Source organism: Polyangiaceae bacterium, from assembly GCA_020633235.1.
Classification (GTDB): domain Bacteria; phylum Myxococcota_A; class Polyangia; order Polyangiales; family Polyangiaceae; genus JACKEA01.
This window is the reverse complement of sequence record JACKEA010000001.1, coordinates 477,158-497,037: the sequence shown is the minus strand read 5'-3', so window position 1 is coordinate 497,037 and position 19,880 is coordinate 477,158. Positions and strand designations below refer to the sequence as shown.

The window sequence follows — 19,880 nt, the reverse complement described above, 5'->3', positions numbered from 1 at the left end:
CCCGGTGACCTACCTCCTCGGTCACTTGAACCGTGTCCAGTACCGATACTCCAAGGCGAGCTGTACGTCCTCGAGGGCGTCAAAGTTCATGCCCGGCTCTTCCCAGACCCTCAGCACGAACGTGCCATCCAAGGGTCGGCCTTGGAACTCACGCCTCATGTAGGTCTCCATAAGCTCCTTGTCAGCGCCAGACATCGGGTTCGTTAGATATCGTTCGGCTGCGAGGCCTCGGGCGTGTTCGATGTTCCCGGCAAACAGCTGCACGTCAACATCCTGACCGGTGTAATTTCGGACGTGGTACGGACCGCCGTGCTGGAGCGAATACGTCCAGTACCCGGACCCGTAGCAGGAGAGCGGGCTCGAGCTATCCTCGCAGCTTCGCAGGCCAGTGCCGGTGAAGTTCACGCCGATCCGCTCGATGCGATAGTTGAAGTTGCCCTTTGCAATGCCCGAAGCGCCGAACACAGCTCCGGTGTCAATGTCAGCCTGAGAGAACGAGACGAGGGTTTCTCGATAGCAATACGTTTGGGCTGCGGCGCCATCGCAGGACGCATTGAACCCGTTGGAACAGAGCTGCACGCATCCCCGGCGCCATTTCGTGGCGCGGAAAACTGCACCGTCGGTGTCTACACATGTCGGCAGTGAGGCGGTGAGTGTGTCCCCCGTGTTCGCGTACGTCGTTGGCAAATCGCTATCGATCGCTCCAGGCGCGACTTCCAGCATCACAGCAGCGAGGTCCACGGCTCCACCCGCAGAGCCAGCCGGTCCAATCAGCACGCCGTACGTTCCTGCATCACTAGCCTCGAATAGTTGCCAGTGTCGGGACCATCCGGACGGATCTACGTCGGTTCCCTCGCTACCGAGCACCGTGACGGACGGTCCGCTGAGTATCGCGAGCCCAGCACCGTCGAGGGCAGGGACGGCCGTCACGGACGGCTGACGGGCATACCAGCTGAGACGATACCTGCCGGGATCGAGCTCAACTTTCTGTGCGAGATAGGCGCCGGCTTGGTACCCACAATATGCCGGGTCGCAAGTTCCGCTGTCCGGCCCGTACGTCACGCGGAAGCCTCGAACTGCTGATAGTGCTTTCACACTTGGCTCGAAAGGACCGTCGTCCTCAGCCAACGGAGAGATTCCCACGCAATCTGGGAGTCCAGGCGAGCACCCCGCCAATGCCCACGCTTCGTCGGGCAGACTGGCAAGGTCATTGGCCGCGCTGCCGATCGGGTAGTTGCCCGCGCCCGAGAAATCGCCGGCGTGGAAGAGCTTGTTCCCTACCGGGGTTGCGCAGAACTTCTTCACCCGATTGAAGTCGTCCTTCAACGAGACGATCGCCGTATCGGTACCTTCATGGAAGTTGTTGACCAGGCGGTACGACTCCACCACGTTTTCCAGCTTGTCGACGTAGTCGCCGACATACGCATCAGCGAAGTCTTTCGCGCCCCCTTCGCGGACCACATCGTCGAAGCTGACTCCGCTCGACGTACACACCGCTGATTCCCAGGACGCGGGAGCGGCAACCAAGGGCAGATCCTCCTTGAGCGACGACAGCCTCACCCCAAGGCGAGTCTCGACGGCACGCTTTGCTATGAACGCCGCGAGCACAGCGTTTTGGCGACCTGCCTCGTATCGCCGTTGGGCGGTAGCGAATCGCGCCTTGCTCACCGACAGAAGTGCGGCCTGCTTCTTCCCTACGGTAGAGCTATCAATCACCGCCTTGTACAACGCCTTTCGAGCACGCTCCCGGAGCGTCTGAATCTCGGCTAGCGCGGCCTCAATCTCATTGGCAGCTTTCGCTTGCCGCGACGAGTATGTTTGAAGGTTCGTCGCGTGGGTCTCAAAACGCTGCTTGAGCTCGAGCCGCGCTTGCTCCGCCTGGATAGACGACTGCTGGTCGTCATACTCCTTGAGCTTGCCCGCGAATTTGATCTGGGCGAACGAGTTCGCACACGTCACCGCTGCGGCCGCAACCTGCCCGGGATTGATGGCCGACCCGAGCCCCGCAGTTTGCGCGCTTGTCGCGAGGCATTGCGCGGTTTGGTTTGCGACCGTCGCCTCGAACTGGACGTCGTTCTTCTTCTTCTGGATGTCCGTCAGGGCGATTGAGCTCTCCGCCAACTCGAAGTCCGTACCCAGAGCTCGCAACTCCGATGCGATCAACGGAGTGACATCCGAAACGTCTACGAGCGCCGAGCGCAAGCGCGATATGGCAGCGCCGTACTCCCCGCCGAGCGCAGGGAATGCCCCAACGGTGGATTCTTTCCTTAGCGCATCGATCGCCTTTGTCGGGAAGTCCGCATAGATGGTGAGCGCGCCGCTTCGTTGGATCTGGTCAGCCGCGCAGTTCAGGAACCTCTTTGCAGCCGACCATCCCTCCGCCGCAATGTTTGGCGGATGGGAGAGATCGCAGCCGCCCCCGGCCGATTGGTGGGCAACCTCGCAAGCAAGCTCAAGGGCATCGAGACTGGAATTGTAGTCCTCACCAGTGGCACGAACACCGAAAATGGATGGGGCTGCCTGGATAGCCGTGGGAAGCCCGCCGGGATAGAAGCCGAACACCGAGCACTTCGCACCAGTGTAAGTCGGCTTGTCAAACTTCGCGTACGTGAAGAATGCTCGGAACGCTCCCGAATCCATGATCCCCTTGCCCTTCTGAGTGGCAGAGGATAGTCCGCCAAGCCACGCGCTCGCGCAGGCAGGCGCGGGGCTCGGACGTTCTTCGACAACCGCGAATCCGTAGCCCGGCGCAACGCTGAAGTTGTCATAGTAGCAGTTCTGCGAGCCGTCGCACTTTACGTCGCGCCAAGCGATGAGATCCGCATATCCGGTGGGAGCGTCGACGAAGTTGAACGTGAACTTGCGCGGGTCGTTCTTGACCGTCACTTCGTGCACCTCGACAGGCGCCAACCCCGAGACGGTGCGGGAGCGAGCGAACTTGTTGACCGGCTCGACCTTTGCCGAGTCGTATGTCCCGAACGCTGGGAACATCACACCCGGCAGGTCCTCCACATCAGCCGGCGTCACCATCCCGCGCAGGGCGACAACAGCATTGAGCAGGCGTCGATTGATTGGTGCTCGCAGTATTGGGTCATTGCAGAGGGCTGCAGCGCCTCCGATGCATGCAAGCGAGGGGTCCCCACTGCCAGTGCACTTCGCGCCTTCCATTGGTGCACAAGGCCATTGCGAGGATGTGCCTGCCCAAGCATCCCCGGTCTGGAACACGGGCGTGCCGTTGAGCATCACGGCCGAGTGCGAGTCGAATCGCGGCTCAAACGATATGCTCGCGGCGAACGAATCAAACGTGGCGGGATGGAAGAACTCGGAAGATAGTATTGCCGAATACTCGGACGGCTTCGGGTGAGACCGTCTCAGCGCGCGGATGCTCTCACAAACACCTGCATTAGGAAGTCCCGCGGATTCGTTCTGGTAGTCGAAGTAGCCCAGCGTCGTCTCGATCCGGACCTTTTCGTAGGTGTGACCTGGAAGATCTGGGGGCACCAGACTGTCGCAACCAGCGATGCCGTCCACATTGGGATCGGCCGTTACCGGACACGGGTACCCGGAACTTTGGTCGGCGCACAATTGCGACAGCTGGTGGTCCCTCGTCCAGACGCAGAGGTCCTGCGACCCCGGTGTCACAAAGTCCTGCACTGTTCCGGGGTCGACGCATTCGGCGATACGCTCCAGCTCTGGGTACTGCTTGGCGGCCGTGGCAATTGACCCGAGCAGATCGCCGACGCAGTAGCCTCCCCCACAGTGGTACTTCATTTCCGGAGCACCCTGGGGAGGCAGGTTCGCATTCGTTGCGGTGTCGCAGTCAGCGTCTGTCGTGCACGCTTCGTTGGTCCGCAGATACTCTAGGCCGCCGCTCTGCGCACCAAGCATGGTACGCAGTTGTTCAATGTCGACGTTCGCGCCACAGATCTGTTGCACCTCTTCCATGGCGCTCTCGGCACGACCAGCGATGGCCAGCTCGTTGGAAGTCACTTCAGACCCCGCATTGAGCACGGCTTCCCCAAGCGCATCCGCGTCCTCCGCGGCACGGTGGGCAAGATCAACATAGTGGCGCCACGAGTTCTCGACGCCATTTCCGTCGTCCGAGAGTTCATCTTCCAGGGGAACACGCGCGTCCATGTCGACGCCGGCGCAGGACACGCGTGTGCGCGAACACCAGTTCCGGTCTGGCGCCAGCAACTCTCCGGCGCGACGCTCGGCATCGAGCACGATTGGATAGGACTCGATGTCGTAGTCGCCCGAATAGCCGAACCCAATCAAGGGCTCGAACGTTTTGGCGCCAGTCGAGGTCGACTTGCGGCGCACTAGATAGAAGCGCTCCCCCGCATCCGGTGGCCACACCTGAAACTCGAAGTACCCGTATACGAATTTCGAGAATGCGCCGGACGTCGGATACTCCGTGCTCAGCTGGGCAACGGTGATGCCCGGGGAGTCCACATCGCAGACAGCGCCCTCGATCGACCCAGTCGTTGCACACGCGAGTCCATCCTCGCCCTGGACCAGTCGGACTTGGTCGGTCGTTCCAAGGCCGTATGCATATAGATCGATTCCCCCGGGGTTCGCTTCCAGGTACAGCCGACCCAGTCGCTCGTTGCTAGCTTCAGCGACGAGCCCGGCAATTGGGTCCAGGAGCTCAGACGGAAGTGCTGGGGAGAGGCTCAGGCCTTGCTTGAGTTCCTCGGAAGCTGAGCTCACTGCCCAGTCGGTGAACACCGATACGTCGAGGTCGTATTGATCTGCTACCCACCCCGTTGGAACCTCTTCGCGAAGGGTCGCAGACGGCTTTGCAAGTGCTGCGAAGTACTGCGGTGGTCGCGCGGGCGGCGGTGTCGCCACGCCCGCAAACAGTGGGACATTGGTCGGCACTCCTCCTGCCTTTGGCGGTGGAGGAAGAACGGCCGTCATCGACCGCGAGAACGCCTTGATCTCGCTGGCGAGGTACTCCCTCGCGGACGAGAAGTCCGCCTTGCTCAGATTGAAGTAGTCGAAGAGGTTTGGTGTGGATGCTTGGAGCAGCGTGTCTTCCTGTCCCCATCTGTCGGCCAAGCGTTCCCTGACGCTGAAGTTCGGGGCAGCGCTGTCCAGTTGAACCGCGGGACAGGTCGTCGAGCAGTCGCTCAGGTTCTCCAAGAGGACCGTCAGCGGGAGTTCCGACTCGGCCTTCAGAATATCAGCCGGATCTGTGCCGGCCTCTCGAAAGATCTCGATCGCCGCGCGCACGGTCGGCGTGGGCTCCGGGACGGTACACCAATCCGTCCCCCCCGCTGAGGTCGATCCGAACAGCCCCGGGTCGCCCCCCACCAGCGCATGCGCGGCAGCAGCGCGAGACAATGCACTAGCAGTAACCGCGTAGGAGGTACCTTGCGTCAGCGACCCTGTCGTCGAGAGCTGAGCGTCGGACGAGGCCACCGTGTTCTTCACGAACGTGTCGACCGCTTCGCGGTAGGTGGCGTAGGCGTCGACAAAACCACTCCCAATTATCTGGGCAGCGCTCATCCCAGGCGCCATCTCGAATTGCAGGGTGCTACACGTTGGCGAAGCACTGCCAGTCGCCTGGCGAAGAGCTCCGAGGTACTTGGCAAACGCATTGCGCGCTTTGGCAGCGGCGTGACGAGCCAGTGCTGCGTTCACTGGCGTAGCTTGAGTCCCAACCTTGTAGGTGTATGTACCAGTGTCCGCAGTGACTGGCTCGGCGCGAACCGTCGCCATTTCCAAATAGACATTTGCCGCGCAGAGGTCTGAGGCCGCGTCTTTCGCCGAGGTGGTGCAGGCGTCTGTCGTGCTAAGAAAGAAGCTGTCCAGACACTTGACACGAACGACGTTGTATAGCGGCGAAAGCTCCACCTGGCTGTAGTCAGTCATCGCGAGTTCGTATTCAGTCTGTTCCCCGGACGAGTCATTGGTCTCGACCATCTTCAGAGTCTGCAGTTGGCGAAGGCGTGCTTGCTCAATGTCGTTCGCGCTATCACCATTCAACAGATGCGACTGCACGTCTTGGCTACTACCGCAACCTGCTATTGCCATCATTGCGGCCCCAACTGCCAGGAGCGTCGCTCGCATCGTGATCAGGGTCTGCATGGTCTTCTCCTATCGATTCGCAACACGGCTCGATCGCCGGCGTCGCGCTCCCGCAACAATCAGGCTCAATGAGAACAAGCACGCAACGCCCCAATCCAGCCTTGCGAGCCGAACGTGTGTGCACGTGCAATTTGAAACGGGTTCGATTTGCTCGTCGCGAGCGCACACCTCAAGGCTGTCGACCGACGCGCAACTCCACCCTTGCGGGCATCCTTTTGCGCACAGTCGCGTGCATACGGGGTGCGAGTCGCCCTGTTGGATGCACTGCTTGCCGAGGCAGTCGTCGGGCGAGTCGCACGGGTCACCGAGTGCACCAAGAGTCGGTTTGCAGTACGCTGAGCCGGCCGTGGTCGTCGCGCACTCGCCGTTGAGGCAACCGCCGGTCGGGCTGCACCCTTGGACGCACGTCCCTCCGACGCATTCGTGCGTCGCGCAGTCGGCGCCAGTCACACACGGATCCCCAAGCTGAGCAACACCGGAAGCGCAGCTCCCGCTGGGAGCGCAGCTCTCTTCACATACGCCGTCTACGCACTCAAACCCTCCCGGGCACCCCGCCTTTTCGCATGAAAGACTAGGGTAAAGGTGGCAAAGGCCGGCGACGTCGTCCTTACTCAGCGTGGCCTGTTTGGGCTGATATTCCGGATACATCGTGGTTCCGATCGCCCCCGAAACGTCGGCGCAATCGGGTGCGGAGTCCCCCCCCCCGCCACCTATCTCACACGGATGCAAGAGGCCGAGCGCGTGCCCCAGTTCGTGCACGACCACAGCGTCGATGTATGCCGGCATGTTGGGATTCGTGCTCCACTTGAATAGCTCGGCATTTAGGTAGATGTCCGCCTCCACGATTTGCCAGACGCCGTCCTTCTTCTCGTAGAGGACATCCGTCGCGCCGGGTGATGTGGCCGGGAAGCCGCGTTTCACCCAATCCGAATACACCCACTCGATGGAGTTGCGACCGTCCCCTGAAGCAGCTGGCAGAGCGGTCAGACCGCCAACTTGGACCGCCGGAGCACCACAGGGTGCGGCACCCCACGTACTGCCGTATCCGTTCGGTGAATCGCGTCAGTGACAGCGGCGGCAGCAAGTGCTAGCCGCCGGCGGCTGTGCCGCCGAGCAGCGTGAGGCGGCGGTAGACGTTGTCGTCGAGCGCGCGGTCCACTTCGGGCAATGCTGACGTCGCCGCCCAGTGCAACGGCGACAATTCGAGCAGGCGATGCGCTGGCCAGTCGGGCAGCAAGCACAGGATGTCGCGAAGGTAGCTCCACGGCTCCACGCCGTGCATGCGGCAACTGGCGAGCAGTGAGGTGAAGGCCACGTTGGCGGCGGCGCCATCCTCGCTGCCGACGAATAGCCAGTTCTTCCGGCCGATCGCCTGGCGACGGAGATTCAGCTCGCTGATGTTGTTGTGGATGGGAAGCCGACCATCATCGAGGAATCGCTGCAGCCCCTCACGCTGGTTGCGTGAGTAGCGCACGGCCTCGTACATCGGCGAGTCTTCGTGCAGAGACGGCCAAAGCTCGTCGCACCAAGAGAAGAATCGCTTCAGAATCGGCTTGGAGTGTTTCTGTCTCAGGCGCTCCTTCTTCTTTCGGGGAGCCGTTGCGAGCGAGCGCTCGATTTTGAAGAGCGCACCGATGTGTCCGAGCGCGACTCGAGCGTGTTCGGGGTCGGAGCTGAGGGCCTTGAAGTAGTACCTTCGCGCATGCGCCCAGCAGTTGACCTCGGTTACGGAGCCATCTTCGTAGAGGTGATCGTAGACGGTGTGCGCGTCGGCAACGAGATAGCCAGAGTAGCCTGCAAGGAGATCGTCGACGGCATCGCCGTCGTGGTGCTTACTGAACTCGAACAAGACGTGGCGTTCCGGAGCGACGAGCACCCAGAAGTGCCCGTTGCGACACTTCTCCTTGGCTTGCACGAGCACGCCGGTTGCGTCGGTGCAGAGGTAGGGCTGCTCGAAAGCATCCTGGCGCATCGCCGCGACCAGGGGCTGCACGAGCGGTGTCAGCTGGTCATGCCAGCCGCAGATTGTCGAGCGTGCGAGGGGAAGGCCGTCGCGCTCATAGATCCCTTCCAGGCGGTGGAGCGGCTGGTGATCCTGCCAACGTCGGACGATGGTATCAGCGAGCATGCCCGGGCCAGCAAGGCAGCGGGCGATGGGCAGGGCGGGCGTTGCTCCCACGAGAACCTGCGTCGAGTCGTTCCGGGCGCGGTCTTTGGGGACGAACTTGGGCTTGATGATGCGAGCGACGACGAGGGATGCGGGCCGTCGCTCCAACACTTCCGTTACTTCTTGCCCGATCCGCTCGAACGCAGCGAGACCCTTCTCCTGCACCTCGGGCGGTAGGATCTCGATCTCGACGCGCGGGAGGTGCTCCGGGATTGGCTTCCGACCGTGGTTGTTCCTGCGACGGTGAGCCTTGACGTCGGTGTCTTGCTCGAGCTCGCTGGCGGGCGAGCCCAGCGCCGTTTGCAGGATGGACAGCGTGAGCTGCTGCTCGTTTTCGGGCAGCCGCTCTGTCTTCTGGCCGAGGATTCCACGCTCGAGCTTGCGGCAGCGCTCCAGCGTTTCGAGGTACAGCTTGTGGTACTCGTCGCGCGCTTCTTCCGCCGCGCGGCGCTCTTCCTCGGCGCGGGTCAGCTCATCGCGGATGCGGTGTTGCTCCCGCTCAAGCTCGTCCAGGCGCTGCAGAACGCTGGCGTCGACCACGATCGCTTCGTGATGATCCTCTCGCGATCGAACGTCAAGCGTGAAATGGACATCACCGCGAGTTTTCTACGCCGCGTAGGAGCGGGCCGAGCTTGGAGGGATCGAGCGTACGCGAACCGGGCACCTGGAAGCGAGCGCGATGCAAGCGCTTGTACAGGATGCAGTAGCCGTTGCGATCGAACCACAACACCTTCAGCCGATTCCTGCGCTTGTTGATGAACGCAAACAGCGCGCCGCTCTGGGGATCCTCGCCGAGGTGCTCGCGAGCGGCGAGTGCAAGGCCGTCGAAGGAGCGCCGCATGTCTTGCGGCTCAGGGCAGACGAAGATCCGCGTGTTTGCGGGAATCATTTCAGCTTCTCGGCGAAGTCGAACGCGCGGCGGACGAGATCAGCAGCAGCGGTCTGAGGAACGCGCACCGTGACGCTCCTGACCATGATCTCCACGGGCTCCGCCGGCGGTTCGGGAGGCGCGGTGACCACCTCCATGAACGTGGGCTCCGCCGCCCGCTTCTTCGTGAGCGCACGTTTGCGCGGCGTGTGCGCCGCGGGCACTTCCGACTTGGACTCTACCCGTCGGGGCCGCTTGGCGGCGCTTCCCGCAGCCGGCGCAGCATCCTTCTGGAGTCGCCAGCTCCAATACTTCAGCGTGCGCGGATTCACGCCTACCTCAGCACAAAACTCGCTACACGTCAGGCCGCTGTCCTTCCAGCGCTCTACCCGCTTCGCCCAAACATCACGCTTCTCGCGCCCGCGCTTGATCGGATCTTCCGGCACGCCCCGATCGAGCCACGTCTGTGGCCCCTACGTCAGGAACGCGGTTGGCCGAACGGATACAGATCTTGCGGCGATGACCGCACAGACGAGCGGCCGATGTGCAGTCCACCGGACGGTTCGCAACCCGTCACCGCTGAAGCGGGCTCAGCGCTCAGCGCAAGCGGTACGTCACTCCAAGCCGCCAGAAACGCTGCGCTTCACGCACCTATCCGTCGCGCTATTCCGGGTTTCCCGCAATTTCGTCATGGGCAGCTCAACGGGGTGTCCGATCGCTCGACGGTGATGTTGCGCATGGGAGCGTCGGGGTCGTCGGTTGAGAAGTACATGAATAGCATGAGGTCCGTCGACGGCGTTACGCACCCTGACGCACCCACGTCATACGTACATGCCGAGCCGTTGTCCGTGGTGCCAGTGTAGATCCGCCATGGCGGGCCCACAGAAATGCGAAAGTACTCCGTGGTCCCGTTCGACTTCGCCCAGAGATAGTACGAGAAAGCGGACACGGTGCTGTCCGTGCACTGGCAAGGCGCAGTCGTGCCGGGGGAGGCAGGCGTGCGGATGATGAGGGGAAAGGGCGCGACTTCATTGACCTTGTCTGGTCCCTTTCCGCACAGTGCGAGGATGCAGCCGTCGGTCTTACAGGTGGAGGAGCAGTCGTTGTAGATCGCACCTGTCGGACACGGGTCATCCACGTACGTCACGGCGCCGTCTCCGGCGTCGGAGCCGGAAGCACCCGCGGCGCCAGTGCCGGCAACCCCCGCACTACCACCCGTTGCTCCGCTGGAGCTATCCGGGGCCGCACCACCACCGCCACCGCCGGCTCCGCTCGCGCCGGAAGTGCCACCACCGCCAGCGCCCGAATCCGGCGCTCCACATTCGCATGTGCCGTAGCCGGTGCCGTCCGCTAGACACGCTTGCGCGCCATCGCACTGCCCAGGGCCAAGACATGCCCGCGTGTCCCCGACGGCGCAGGCCTTGGAGCTTGCTCCGCCGCCGTCGTCCGACCCGCAAGCTCCCGCGAAGACAGAAACCAAGAACCCGGCCAAAGCCATGCGCAGCATCCGCCGGTTGTTCTTCACTAGGCTGCTGTTTGACATAGGTCCCCGTGTGCTGTGGTTGCGCTCCAACCTTACTCCGTTCCAGTTGGCTCGCGACTGTGATTCGCATCGGCCAACCCGCCGCCATGTTCTTCCCCGCCGCATCGGCGCCTGTAGCCTACCTCGTTGCGACCTGGTCTGGTACATCGGAAATCGGGCTGCGCACAGTCCGATGTACGCCGGACACGCTGGACTGAGGGCGCTCACTCCGCACCCACGCATACCCCGCCTTCGTGGTCGCTAAGTACGACTTGTACTGTCCGAGCTTCTTCTTCAGCAGGCGGACGAGCTGAGCCACGGAGTTGCTTCCCGGCGACGGATCGCAGGCGTAGCCCAGGCAACTCTTGTAAAGGTCCGCGGTCCCTCGTGCGCCGGGATACGTCTCGGCCAGCCCCCGAGCGATGGCGTGTTCCTTGGGTGTGAGCTCCACCAGGTCGCCGTCCACGTCCATCCATGGTTGGTCGAGAAAGACGCGAACAGCACCAAGATCGCACACGGTCCGCCGTGCCCGCCGCTTGGCCACCAGCGCGGCCGTGCCAAACCAGACGGTGGAAAGATGCGCACTTGGCGGGTAGCAAAGGTCCGCGCCCGCGGTCATGCATGCGGTCGCCGAGGCCATTTCTCGGGCCGTTTCGCCAAAGGCGAAGGCCGCAAGATCTGGAAAGCACTTGCGAAGCTCACGGAAAAGGGCTGGTGCGTCAGGCCCTTCGGCGGCGGCATACGAGCCAATCCAGCACGCCTCGGCGCCCAGTCCGTAAACGGCCGCGAGCAAGTCCGCCGGAGTGGCCACGCACGCCACCTCCGCGTCCACCCGCGCGAGCAGTGCCAGGATGCGCTGGCAGAGAACCGGATCCACCTCCAGTACTACGACTGTGATCGTGCCTGCCATGGTTCCTCCCCGCGGTTTCCAATCCGCGTCTGCACGGCACCCCCCGACCCACACGCCCCCACACTCGCCAAGAACGCGAGTGCCACGCCGATAGCTCCGAGCCGAGATGCCATCCCTCCACCCATCTCGCAGGTTGGCGAATCGCGGAAGGGTACGTTTTTGGTACGACGGATCTGGACGCAGGCGCGGGGGTTCCGCGGCGAGCCAACATAGAAATCGAGAAAACGTCGGGGGATCGCGAGATCGCGCTGGAACGTGCGGCGCGCGAGAACAGTGAGCGCGTGCGGTGTCAAGGAACGAAATTGGTACGTTTGGCACAAAATCACTGTCCTCAGGACGCGCGTGAATTTTCTGAGCTGGCGAAAAGCGACCACGACGCGGGCCACGCAGGCAGGTGCGCAGCGGCGGCAGCGCGCGCTCGTCGCCTCGAGCGAGCCGCACGCGCGGGGCAGTGCTGCAACCGCGGCGCTGCGCTACTCGCGTTGCTTCTTCGGCTTGCCTGCCGGCCGCTTCGACTTCGGCTTCGACTTCGACGTCTGTCTTGCGTCGGGCTCGGCGGGCTCGGCGCCGCGGTCCACCTTCGGCATCGTGTCGGACTTCCGGCACAGCTGGGAGGTATGAATGAGACGACAGCCGCCCCGGGTCTCGAGGATGTCGCCGAAGGGCGTGAGTCTCTCTCGCACTCGACGGAAGGCTTGTTTCAACGGGCTGAACTCGGACGAGTACTCACCCGCGTAGCCCATGAGGTCGTGGAGGATCGGAAGGGATAGCGTCCCGGGATACACGCCGCCCACCAGCGCGAGCAGCTGATGCGCGACGGGTCCCACATCCCGTTCTTTCCCGTTCACGATGACCATCCGGGCGATCATCGAGATCTTCACGTCACCGAGATCCAGGATCTGCGCCCGCTCCCGGCGCCCGTGCACGAGCGAGCTGACCGCGAACCACAGCGCCTTGGCGTTCACGCCGCCCGGGAATGCCAAGTCCGCGCCCGCCTGGGCATGCTCCGGGGAGGGCTCTTCAAAGGTGTGGGACAGAACGATGATCCCCGTGCGCGGCGCTGCTCGGCGTAGCGCACTCACGAGAGAGAGGGCCCACGCGTCTTCCTCTGCCCCTCCCCGAGACCACAGCACTACCGCTTCCACGTCCTTGGAGACGACCTTTTCCAGCGCGGCCTCACGGCTGTCCGCCTCCTGCACCACGGCACCAGACATGGAGAAGCGCTGGAGAAAATGCGCCCGACGCGTCGAGTCAGGATCCGCCACCAGCAACCCGATCCGGCCGCTGATGGGCACCGGAGCTCTAGTCACCGGCGTGAGGCCGGGACTGGACGGTGTCCTGGAAGACGACGGCGCAACGCTGACAACCTGCCCAGCCCGAAGCTCACGGACCTCCACCCGGTGTTCCAGCCGCACGCGGATGCGTCTCTCGAGCTCCTCGCCGGCCACCGGCTTCACCAGGTAGTCGTCCGCGAAGGCATCGAAGGCGCGCGCCTTCTCCCCGCTATCGTCCTCGGCGCTCACGATGATGATGACGCCGTCAAACCCCCGCGCGCGCAACTGGGCACACAGCGTGATGCCATCCATGCCCGGCATCACGAGATCGAGCAGCATCACGTCGTAACGTTCGAGCGACCTCTTGTGGAGCACGTCGTCCGCACTGTTCGCCGTCTCACAGTGCATCCCGAAGGTGCGCACCAGCCGCGCCAACGTACGCGCCGCCGCCGCCACGTCGTCAACGACGAGCACCCGCGTCATGTTCTGTCCCCTACCCGACTCCACCGTCTCGTGGGCTGGATGTTAGCAGAAAGCGACCGTCGTGGACGTGCGTAATCCCGAGCCATGACGACGTGTTCGGACTGTCATCTGTGACAGTTGCTTGGGAATTTCTTGGCAGGTAGTGCTGTCGGCACAGGCCGGCACACTTTGGCGCTGCGGGATCCACATCCACGCAGGATGTGGGTGCGGCGCGTTTTGTCGCGCCTTCGCCATGACTTTGTCGTTCCGCCGCGGAACCTCGCGCCACGCGCGTCCCCCCCCGGTCGAACCATGAGTGCGAGCTGTGCGGCGGCGCCATCACAGAAAATCCGCCGGAAATGACGGCGGCTGTTCGGAGCAAATGCCGGGGGCTACTCGATGCCGGAGTGCGCCAGCACGAGCAACCTCAGCGTGCGGTTCATGAGCACCGCCCGGACGAGGGAGTGCACGAGCAGGCCGCGGCGCTCTACCTGTGTCAGCGTCAGGAGCAGTCGTCGCTCACGCTGGCCGGCCTCCGCAAACTCCCCCCCAACGCTTGTTCGGTCACGAGCACGAGCATGTTCGTGGGGCGGATGAAGGAGCCCACCCACGCAAGCGCGGCGGCTGCGCCGAGGTCCATATTCCGGACATTTTCGGCTGCTCACTTCTCTGACAAGCCGTTCATGTCCGGAATACGGACCTCCGCCGGGCGGAAGGCGTCGCACGCAACCGCCACCGCGAGCCGTCGAAGTGGACACCATGACGCAACCCGTTTCGCGCAACTTCACGTCCGTCCACGACAACCAGACGCATCCCGAGGACTACGAGCCGACAGCGCGGCCGGCCGCGTCGTCCGCCAAGACAGCGGGCTCTGGAACACCCGCGGGTCAGACCAAATCGGCTGGCCCGGGGCCGAAGCACCTGGTGGCCACCAAGCAGCCGAGCCGCGCAGCCCAGTTCGTCGCGGCACGCCGCCCGCCGATCCAAGAAGCGGGTGCCGTTTCCGACGCTGCGAAGACCTTTGGCAGGAAGGCGCTGGGACCACTGGAGACGCCGCTGGATGTCGCGGCGTACTGCGCTCGGAACGCGACGGCTTGCATGGCGGTCGGCGCGGGCTACCTCTTGTACGAAGCCGTGTTCGGCGCCGAAGCCGGCCCGCTCCCGCCCCCTCCCGGCGGAAGTTGCCAGCCGGAACCGCCGCCCACCACTCCCGAGCCCACCGCTTCGAGCGACCCTTGCGCGCGCGAGAGCTCTCTCGCGTGCCTACCTCCGGCGTATCGCGATGGAATCCACGAGTAGTCCGCGCGTCTTCTTCACGCGATCGCGCTCGGGCGTGCCGTGGTTCCTGTGGGCGGTGGCGCTCAGCGCGGTGGCGTGGCCCGCAACCCTGTTGGCGGCGGCGGGCAAGCTCGCGTGCGCGGTGTTCGTGGACGATCGCTACGCCGTCGTGCGGGTCGGTAGTCGCCTGGAGCTCGCACACCGACGCGGTCGCGGAGCCTGGAAACGGGTTGCACGCTTCGAAGCGCCGGACGTGGTCATCGTTAGCGCGCTGCGCGGTCAGCTCACGCTCGCGATGGGCAACGCCGCGTGGCACATCCGCTTTCGGTCGCCGAGGGAGTCGCGTCGCGCCGCGTCCGCGATGTGCCGCGCGCTCCGCGGTCTCGGCCTCACCGTCCGGCGCGACGACTCCGTCGCGGTGCTGAGCGCCAGGCCCACTTTGGACACGCGCGCCGCTGCCTCGGAGTGGACGTCCCTCTTGCTCGCGGTGCCCGCAGCCGCGCTGCTGTGGCTCGCGGCGGGACCGCTCGGATTCGTGGCCGTGGTGATCGCGGTCGCGGCGGTCGTTCAGCGGGTGGTGGCAGCGTTGTCGGCGCCTACGCTTGCGCGCTGACATCAGGGACGCTGCTGGACTCTTGGACCGCAGCATCTCGATCCACTCGTCCGTGTCGTACCACCGCCTCTGTCGGGCCAAGTACATCCAATGGTCGTCGAGCCCGCTCGGGTGTCTGAACATGCAGTCATTGATCTCCTTGAGCGGGTAGTACCCGACACATGGATAGTCCGGTACACCCCCGCCCGGACACAGTCCGGATCCGGTCCGCGTCGTCGAGTAGTCCTCGAGGTTCTCGGCAGATGGGCAGGAGTGCTGCTCGCGATAGTGAGCGCGCACGTAATCCGACAACAGCTCGATCTTGGCCTCCGCCGCTTCGTCACGTGGAGGCGTGCCGACTCGGCTTGCCAGCACGCCTACCGCTGCAAGGAGTGCGCTTGCCCCGATGGCCAAAGCTTTCGCGAGCTTTGTCGGCGACTTCCTACGTCACGTCCTCGACCCGCTCGTACTGCCAGTAGTTCACGGACTGCCCCTCGCACTGCAGCCACAGCCGTGCGCACTTGGGGCACAAGAGGACGTGACGGCTCGCCGCGTCGATGCGGTCGATCAGCTCGGCGGCCGCATCGGTGCTCGCGACAGCGTCCTCGAGGATGGACTCGGGCACTAGTGCATGTTCCGCGGCCGTCGTCCTCGACAGATTGAAAAGGAAGCCACAGGTACATCTCAATTTCGGCATGGCAGATCACTTCGGGAGATGGCACGAACCGGCTCGAGTATGCCAGCCCGGATCAATCTTCCTTCTTCTCGACGAAGCTCGCAATTGGAGCCCCGTCCCGAGCACGCCGGGTGGAGACGGAGAGCTGCCCGAGAACGCCCATGTGGAGGTTTCTGTCCTCCACTCCCATGTTCTCGACGGAGTATTCGCCGCCGGCCACCAGTGGCAGCTGGAACGCCAGATGTTGATCAGGACCGCAGCGCAGGCCCGCGTCCAGCGCGGCTCGCAGCATGTCCATGTCCACGATCGATGGAGAGGCGCCCAGGACTCTGTTCATCAGAAATTCGGCCAGCTTCGGCGGCACGCAGCCCTCCATCTCCCCGCCCTCGCAGTAGAACTTCGCGAGCCGGGCGCACGGCGCATCGAGCGCGTACCCGTACAGATCTCCGAAGATGTCTTCCGCGACGATCACGAAGTGGTCGAGCAACGAACCGTATGCCGTCGCCCACGACGATGCGTTGTGCGTTTGGATCGCGTCGACCCGGAAGAAACGAAAGACACCCCCCACCGTCGTGAAGCCGTCGACAACTCGAGCTACCTCCCAGAACTCCCCTGGCAGCGCGGAGCCGCGGACTCGGAGCTCGTCCCCACGGTACGGCGGGCCGTACTCACATCCGTGAGCCTGAATTGAATGAAGCAGCGAAGCCACTCTCCGCGCATCATCGGAGAATTCGAAGCGTCAGTCACGTCACCAAACTAGGAGCACGGCTCCACCTGTTCCACCGCGAAGATCCACATCCGATGCGCGTGCCGCTCGTGCACGAGAAACAGGCCTAGATCAGCATCCGCGTCCCAGAAGTAGTCGGTGACCTGGGTACGGAACCGCTTCGCCCGGGCGGCATCCGCCGCCGAATCGAGCTCGATGGCGTCGCCGTTCACGCGCCGCACGACCCCGGGCGCGAAGCGATACTTGGCGAGCACGGCAAGGGCCTCGTCGTCGAGCAAGTGGCACCCGTCGTAGCGCGGAATCGGACCCGCTACCGGTTGCTCCAGCGTTACCTGGTGCTGGTCGCGCCCCGTGTCCGTTGCCAAGAGCGCCGCCATGCTGGAGTGCCACTCCGCCCGCACGTGAAGGCCGAGCTGCCAAATCAGGAACGCTCCGCCGAACCGTGGATTGACGAACCGAGTCAGCGCGGCCGCATCGTGACGGTTCCAGGCGGAGATCACTTCCGTCGCGGCGCACAGCTCGTCGCACGGCTCGTACGCTTCGGCCTCCAGCGGCGCCGACTCGGTCGTCATCGGAGACGGCCCCGGCGGCGGCGCCCCGACCAGCTGCCGGTCTTCCAGTTGGCAGCCGGCCAACAGCACACAGGCTGCCGCCGGTATCGTCCGCAGACGACTCCAGAGAGTGGTGTCCAAGTAGCCTACGAACGCTGGCCAAGCGCTCTGTGTTCCCGCACCGCGTTTCCAGCCCTGGTCTCGGCGCTTGGACGGGCCTTGCCCCGCGAGGCATCAGAGGGAGTCTCTCGTCTCGCTCGTCACCTTCTGCGGGCACGCGCAGGAAGCGAAATCCCCACTCACTGTGGAAACAAGAACAGCGGACTTCCCGTAGCATGCCAGCGAAGTGACCTGCTTCCGCCCCAGCAAGACCGTCGACCAGTAGCGTGCCCCGGGCGGTTCTGCCGCGCAGCCGTCCCAACTTGGAACACTGTAGACGCGAACTGAACAACCGCGCTGGGCGACCGTGCCGTTGGCCAACACGAGATCGGCGCGAACCACCTGCACTGGCTCCTGCAGTCGTCCTTGGAATCCCCACCGCTCAGCGCGCGACAACTCACCCCGCTGGAAGTTGTATACGGTCCAATCGGTTCCCGCGCCGCTGCTTGCGCCAACGACCGCAACCCCGCTGTCCAAAGAGCGCAGGTGTGGCCGCGTGTCGAGAACCGAGCTCCATGCAATGCCGTGCAGGCCTCGTCTGCCCAACTCGTCGCCTGAGTGCGCGTCAAACGCACGAATCGAGACCGTGGGCGACTGCGGCCCAACCACAAAGAACTTCCCTCCGTACGCGGCCAGCTCAACGGTCTGGCCTCCGGCTTCGACAGCGGACAGCTGCAGGGACTCCAGGTTTCGCTCCCACAGAAGTCTCCCGTCTTTCACGTCGAATCCCTGCATGACGCCGTCGTCGTGGCCATCGTCTTGCTTTCGCCAGAACGCGATTGCTGCCACACCATCGGCAACTGCCGAGCTCGCACCGCGCCCCGCGGAGGTCACTGTCCAGCTTCGACGCACCCGCGCGTCACGATCGACGATCGCGGCATCGATCTTGTAGAAGCCAACTTCCAGTGTCTGGCTCGCGACCACGACTGTCACATCCCGGTCTGCGCTCACGTCCCAATAGTCTCCACCAAACCAGAGGGGGACCGTGGAGATCCTGGTGCGCCGACCTCGGCCATCAACGCCAAGCATCGCCGCTCCCTTGCTACTGAACCCCGCGAGAAGAGCTGACCCAGCGACCGAAGCCACATCAGTAACAGTAACGTCCTTGATCGGAAGCCACTGCCCCGACTCGGCCGACCAACATGCCGTTGGTTCGACGAGCGGACGTGCTCGCGGCGAGGCAGACGTAGAAGCGGGCGCCGCACACCCGACAGTGGTGAGCACGAAACACAGACACAGTGCTCGCGCGCGCACAGATGTCGAGAGCCTCCGAGTAGTTCTCCCCGCCGCGGTGCACAACCCGCAGCGCCTTCCGCAATGCACGTTGCAGGACATGTCGCGCGCCGAATCGCGCTCTGCAACCCCGGCTGGCTCCCCGCCCGCAGCGCGGTTTGTCCTCCGCACCTGCGCACAAACCCGACAATGCACTCCATCAGGCTCTCCGTCGTGGTCAATTCGCAACTCGCTCGGCGGACGGCGCAGCGCAATCCGACTCGCAGCGAAATTGCCGACTCTGCGCTGCTCGATGCCCGTATTCCAAGAGTGTCACAAGCAACAGCGAATGGCAGTGTCGTACGTACCGCTGTGCTTGCCTTCAAACTTGTTGGCCTTGCACGACGAAGTCATTACGGCCGGCTGAGCCAGGTGGCCCATGAGCATGCAGCCGTAGATTGGGTCGCAATAGTCAATCCACTCGGACGGCCTACCGACCATGTCGTAGACTTGGTCAAACGGCGACACGAGGCCCCTGCAAACCGGGTGGGTCTCAACTGCGCCTTCGTCCACGCCAATGGCGCAAGTCCCCACCTGCGACGTGTCGCCGTACGGATAGTTCGTTTGCCCGCCATTGCTGCACGCGTACCCCCACTGGCTCACGCTGTAGTCCTCGAAGTTCTGGTCGTTCAGCGGACCGCCGCCAATGTTTCCGCACAAGTGCTTCCCCGCCCACTTGCAGTACGCGTACGCGTCGCACCAATCGACGCAGTACACTGCGTAGTCCGGCTTGTTCTGAACATCGAAGCCGGTCGAGCAGTGCTCGTTCGGGTGAAAGCTCGCGTTGAACTCGCAACCGGTGGGCTGTGAACCCGGAGCGGGCGTACCGACCGCATCGAGGAACTGTTTGTACTCCGCGTTCGTGGCCTCGTGGCGGTCGATGCAGAACGGACCAACGTCGACCATCGGGGATCCGGGCAACCCCGAGCACTTCGTGCTTGCGACATCACTTCCGGCATCCGAGCTGCCGCCGCCAACGCCAGCGTTACCCGCAATGCCGCCGGTCCCGCCAACTCCCGAGCTCCCCGCGGAGTTGCCAGACCCGCCGACGGCGGCGTCTGCTCCAGCCTGTCCGCCGCTCGCAGCGCTTCCGCCAACTCCTGCGGCGCCGCCGCCTGCCCCTCCAGTACTCCCATCGGGAGGGCTACCGCCCAGTCCGGAATCCGTCCCACCACAGTCGCACGCCGTCCACCCGCTGCGATCGAGCAGGCACGACTGTGCACCAGAGCACTGTCCGGGCCCGAGACAAGCGCGGGTATCGCCCACGGCACATGCTGGCGCCTCGGCGGGATTGCTGTCGGAGCCGCACGCGCCCGCGGCCACTGC

Annotated in this window: 14 protein-coding genes; 2 read left to right on the top strand and 12 right to left on the bottom strand. The window is 64.0% G+C overall.

Annotation, left to right across the window (positions count from 1 at the left end):
* Window positions 1–21: 21 nt before the first annotated feature.
* From H6717_02240 to H6717_02210, 7 genes are all read right to left on the bottom strand, one after another.
* On the bottom strand, window positions 22–6,096 hold the full coding sequence (locus H6717_02240; protein ID MCB9575834.1) for a hypothetical protein: 6,075 nt from the start codon (window positions 6,094–6,096) through the stop codon (window positions 22–24).
* Between the two features lie 1,087 nt (window positions 6,097–7,183).
* Window positions 7,184–8,803: an IS66 family transposase gene (locus tag H6717_02235; protein MCB9575833.1), complete on the bottom strand. Its 1,620-nt coding sequence runs from the start codon at window positions 8,801–8,803 to the stop codon at window positions 7,184–7,186.
* 52 nt (window positions 8,804–8,855) lie between these two features.
* Complete coding sequence (gene tnpB / locus H6717_02230) at window positions 8,856–9,104, bottom strand: IS66 family insertion sequence element accessory protein TnpB (GenBank protein MCB9575832.1); 249 nt, start codon at window positions 9,102–9,104, stop codon at window positions 8,856–8,858.
* Window positions 9,105–9,148: 44 nt separating this feature from the next.
* Window positions 9,149–9,577, bottom strand: a complete 429-nt coding sequence (locus tag H6717_02225; GenBank protein ID MCB9575831.1) for a hypothetical protein — start codon at window positions 9,575–9,577, stop codon at window positions 9,149–9,151.
* A gap of 242 nt (window positions 9,578–9,819) precedes the next feature.
* Complete coding sequence (locus H6717_02220) at window positions 9,820–10,638, bottom strand: hypothetical protein (protein ID MCB9575830.1); 819 nt, start codon at window positions 10,636–10,638, stop codon at window positions 9,820–9,822.
* 154 nt (window positions 10,639–10,792) lie between these two features.
* Window positions 10,793–11,563 (bottom strand): hypothetical protein, encoded by a 771-nt coding sequence (locus tag H6717_02215; GenBank protein MCB9575829.1) that lies wholly within the window; start codon window positions 11,561–11,563, stop codon window positions 10,793–10,795.
* Window positions 11,564–12,036: 473 nt separating this feature from the next.
* Complete coding sequence (locus tag H6717_02210; GenBank protein MCB9575828.1) at window positions 12,037–13,320, bottom strand: response regulator; 1,284 nt, start codon at window positions 13,318–13,320, stop codon at window positions 12,037–12,039.
* A 738-nt stretch (window positions 13,321–14,058) separates the two neighbouring features.
* Here H6717_02210 and H6717_02205 point away from each other — a divergent pair.
* Together H6717_02205 and H6717_02200 are read left to right on the top strand one after the other, a co-directional pair.
* Complete coding sequence (locus tag H6717_02205) at window positions 14,059–14,598, top strand: hypothetical protein (protein ID MCB9575827.1); 540 nt, start codon at window positions 14,059–14,061, stop codon at window positions 14,596–14,598.
* 34 nt (window positions 14,599–14,632) lie between these two features.
* Window positions 14,633–15,190 carry a hypothetical protein gene (locus H6717_02200; protein MCB9575826.1) on the top strand — a complete coding sequence of 186 codons (558 nt, stop codon included), beginning with the start codon at window positions 14,633–14,635 and terminating at the stop codon, window positions 15,188–15,190.
* 421 nt (window positions 15,191–15,611) lie between these two features.
* Here the strand turns inward: H6717_02200 and H6717_02195 are convergent, their stop codons facing one another.
* The 5 genes from H6717_02195 to H6717_02175 form a co-directional block, all read right to left on the bottom strand.
* On the bottom strand, window positions 15,612–15,794 hold the full coding sequence (locus H6717_02195) for a hypothetical protein (GenBank protein MCB9575825.1): 183 nt from the start codon (window positions 15,792–15,794) through the stop codon (window positions 15,612–15,614).
* 124 nt (window positions 15,795–15,918) lie between these two features.
* The gene (locus H6717_02190) at window positions 15,919–16,554 is read right to left on the bottom strand and encodes a hypothetical protein (protein MCB9575824.1); all 636 of its coding nucleotides are present in this window, start codon (window positions 16,552–16,554) and stop codon (window positions 15,919–15,921) included.
* Window positions 16,555–16,601: 47 nt separating this feature from the next.
* The gene (locus H6717_02185; GenBank protein MCB9575823.1) at window positions 16,602–17,264 is read right to left on the bottom strand and encodes a hypothetical protein; all 663 of its coding nucleotides are present in this window, start codon (window positions 17,262–17,264) and stop codon (window positions 16,602–16,604) included.
* A 93-nt stretch (window positions 17,265–17,357) separates the two neighbouring features.
* Window positions 17,358–18,233 carry a hypothetical protein gene (locus H6717_02180; GenBank protein ID MCB9575822.1) on the bottom strand — a complete coding sequence of 292 codons (876 nt, stop codon included), beginning with the start codon at window positions 18,231–18,233 and terminating at the stop codon, window positions 17,358–17,360.
* A 594-nt stretch (window positions 18,234–18,827) separates the two neighbouring features.
* Window positions 18,828–19,460 (bottom strand): SUMF1/EgtB/PvdO family nonheme iron enzyme, encoded by a 633-nt coding sequence (locus tag H6717_02175; GenBank protein MCB9575821.1) that lies wholly within the window; start codon window positions 19,458–19,460, stop codon window positions 18,828–18,830.
* Window positions 19,461–19,880: the final 420 nt, after the last annotated feature.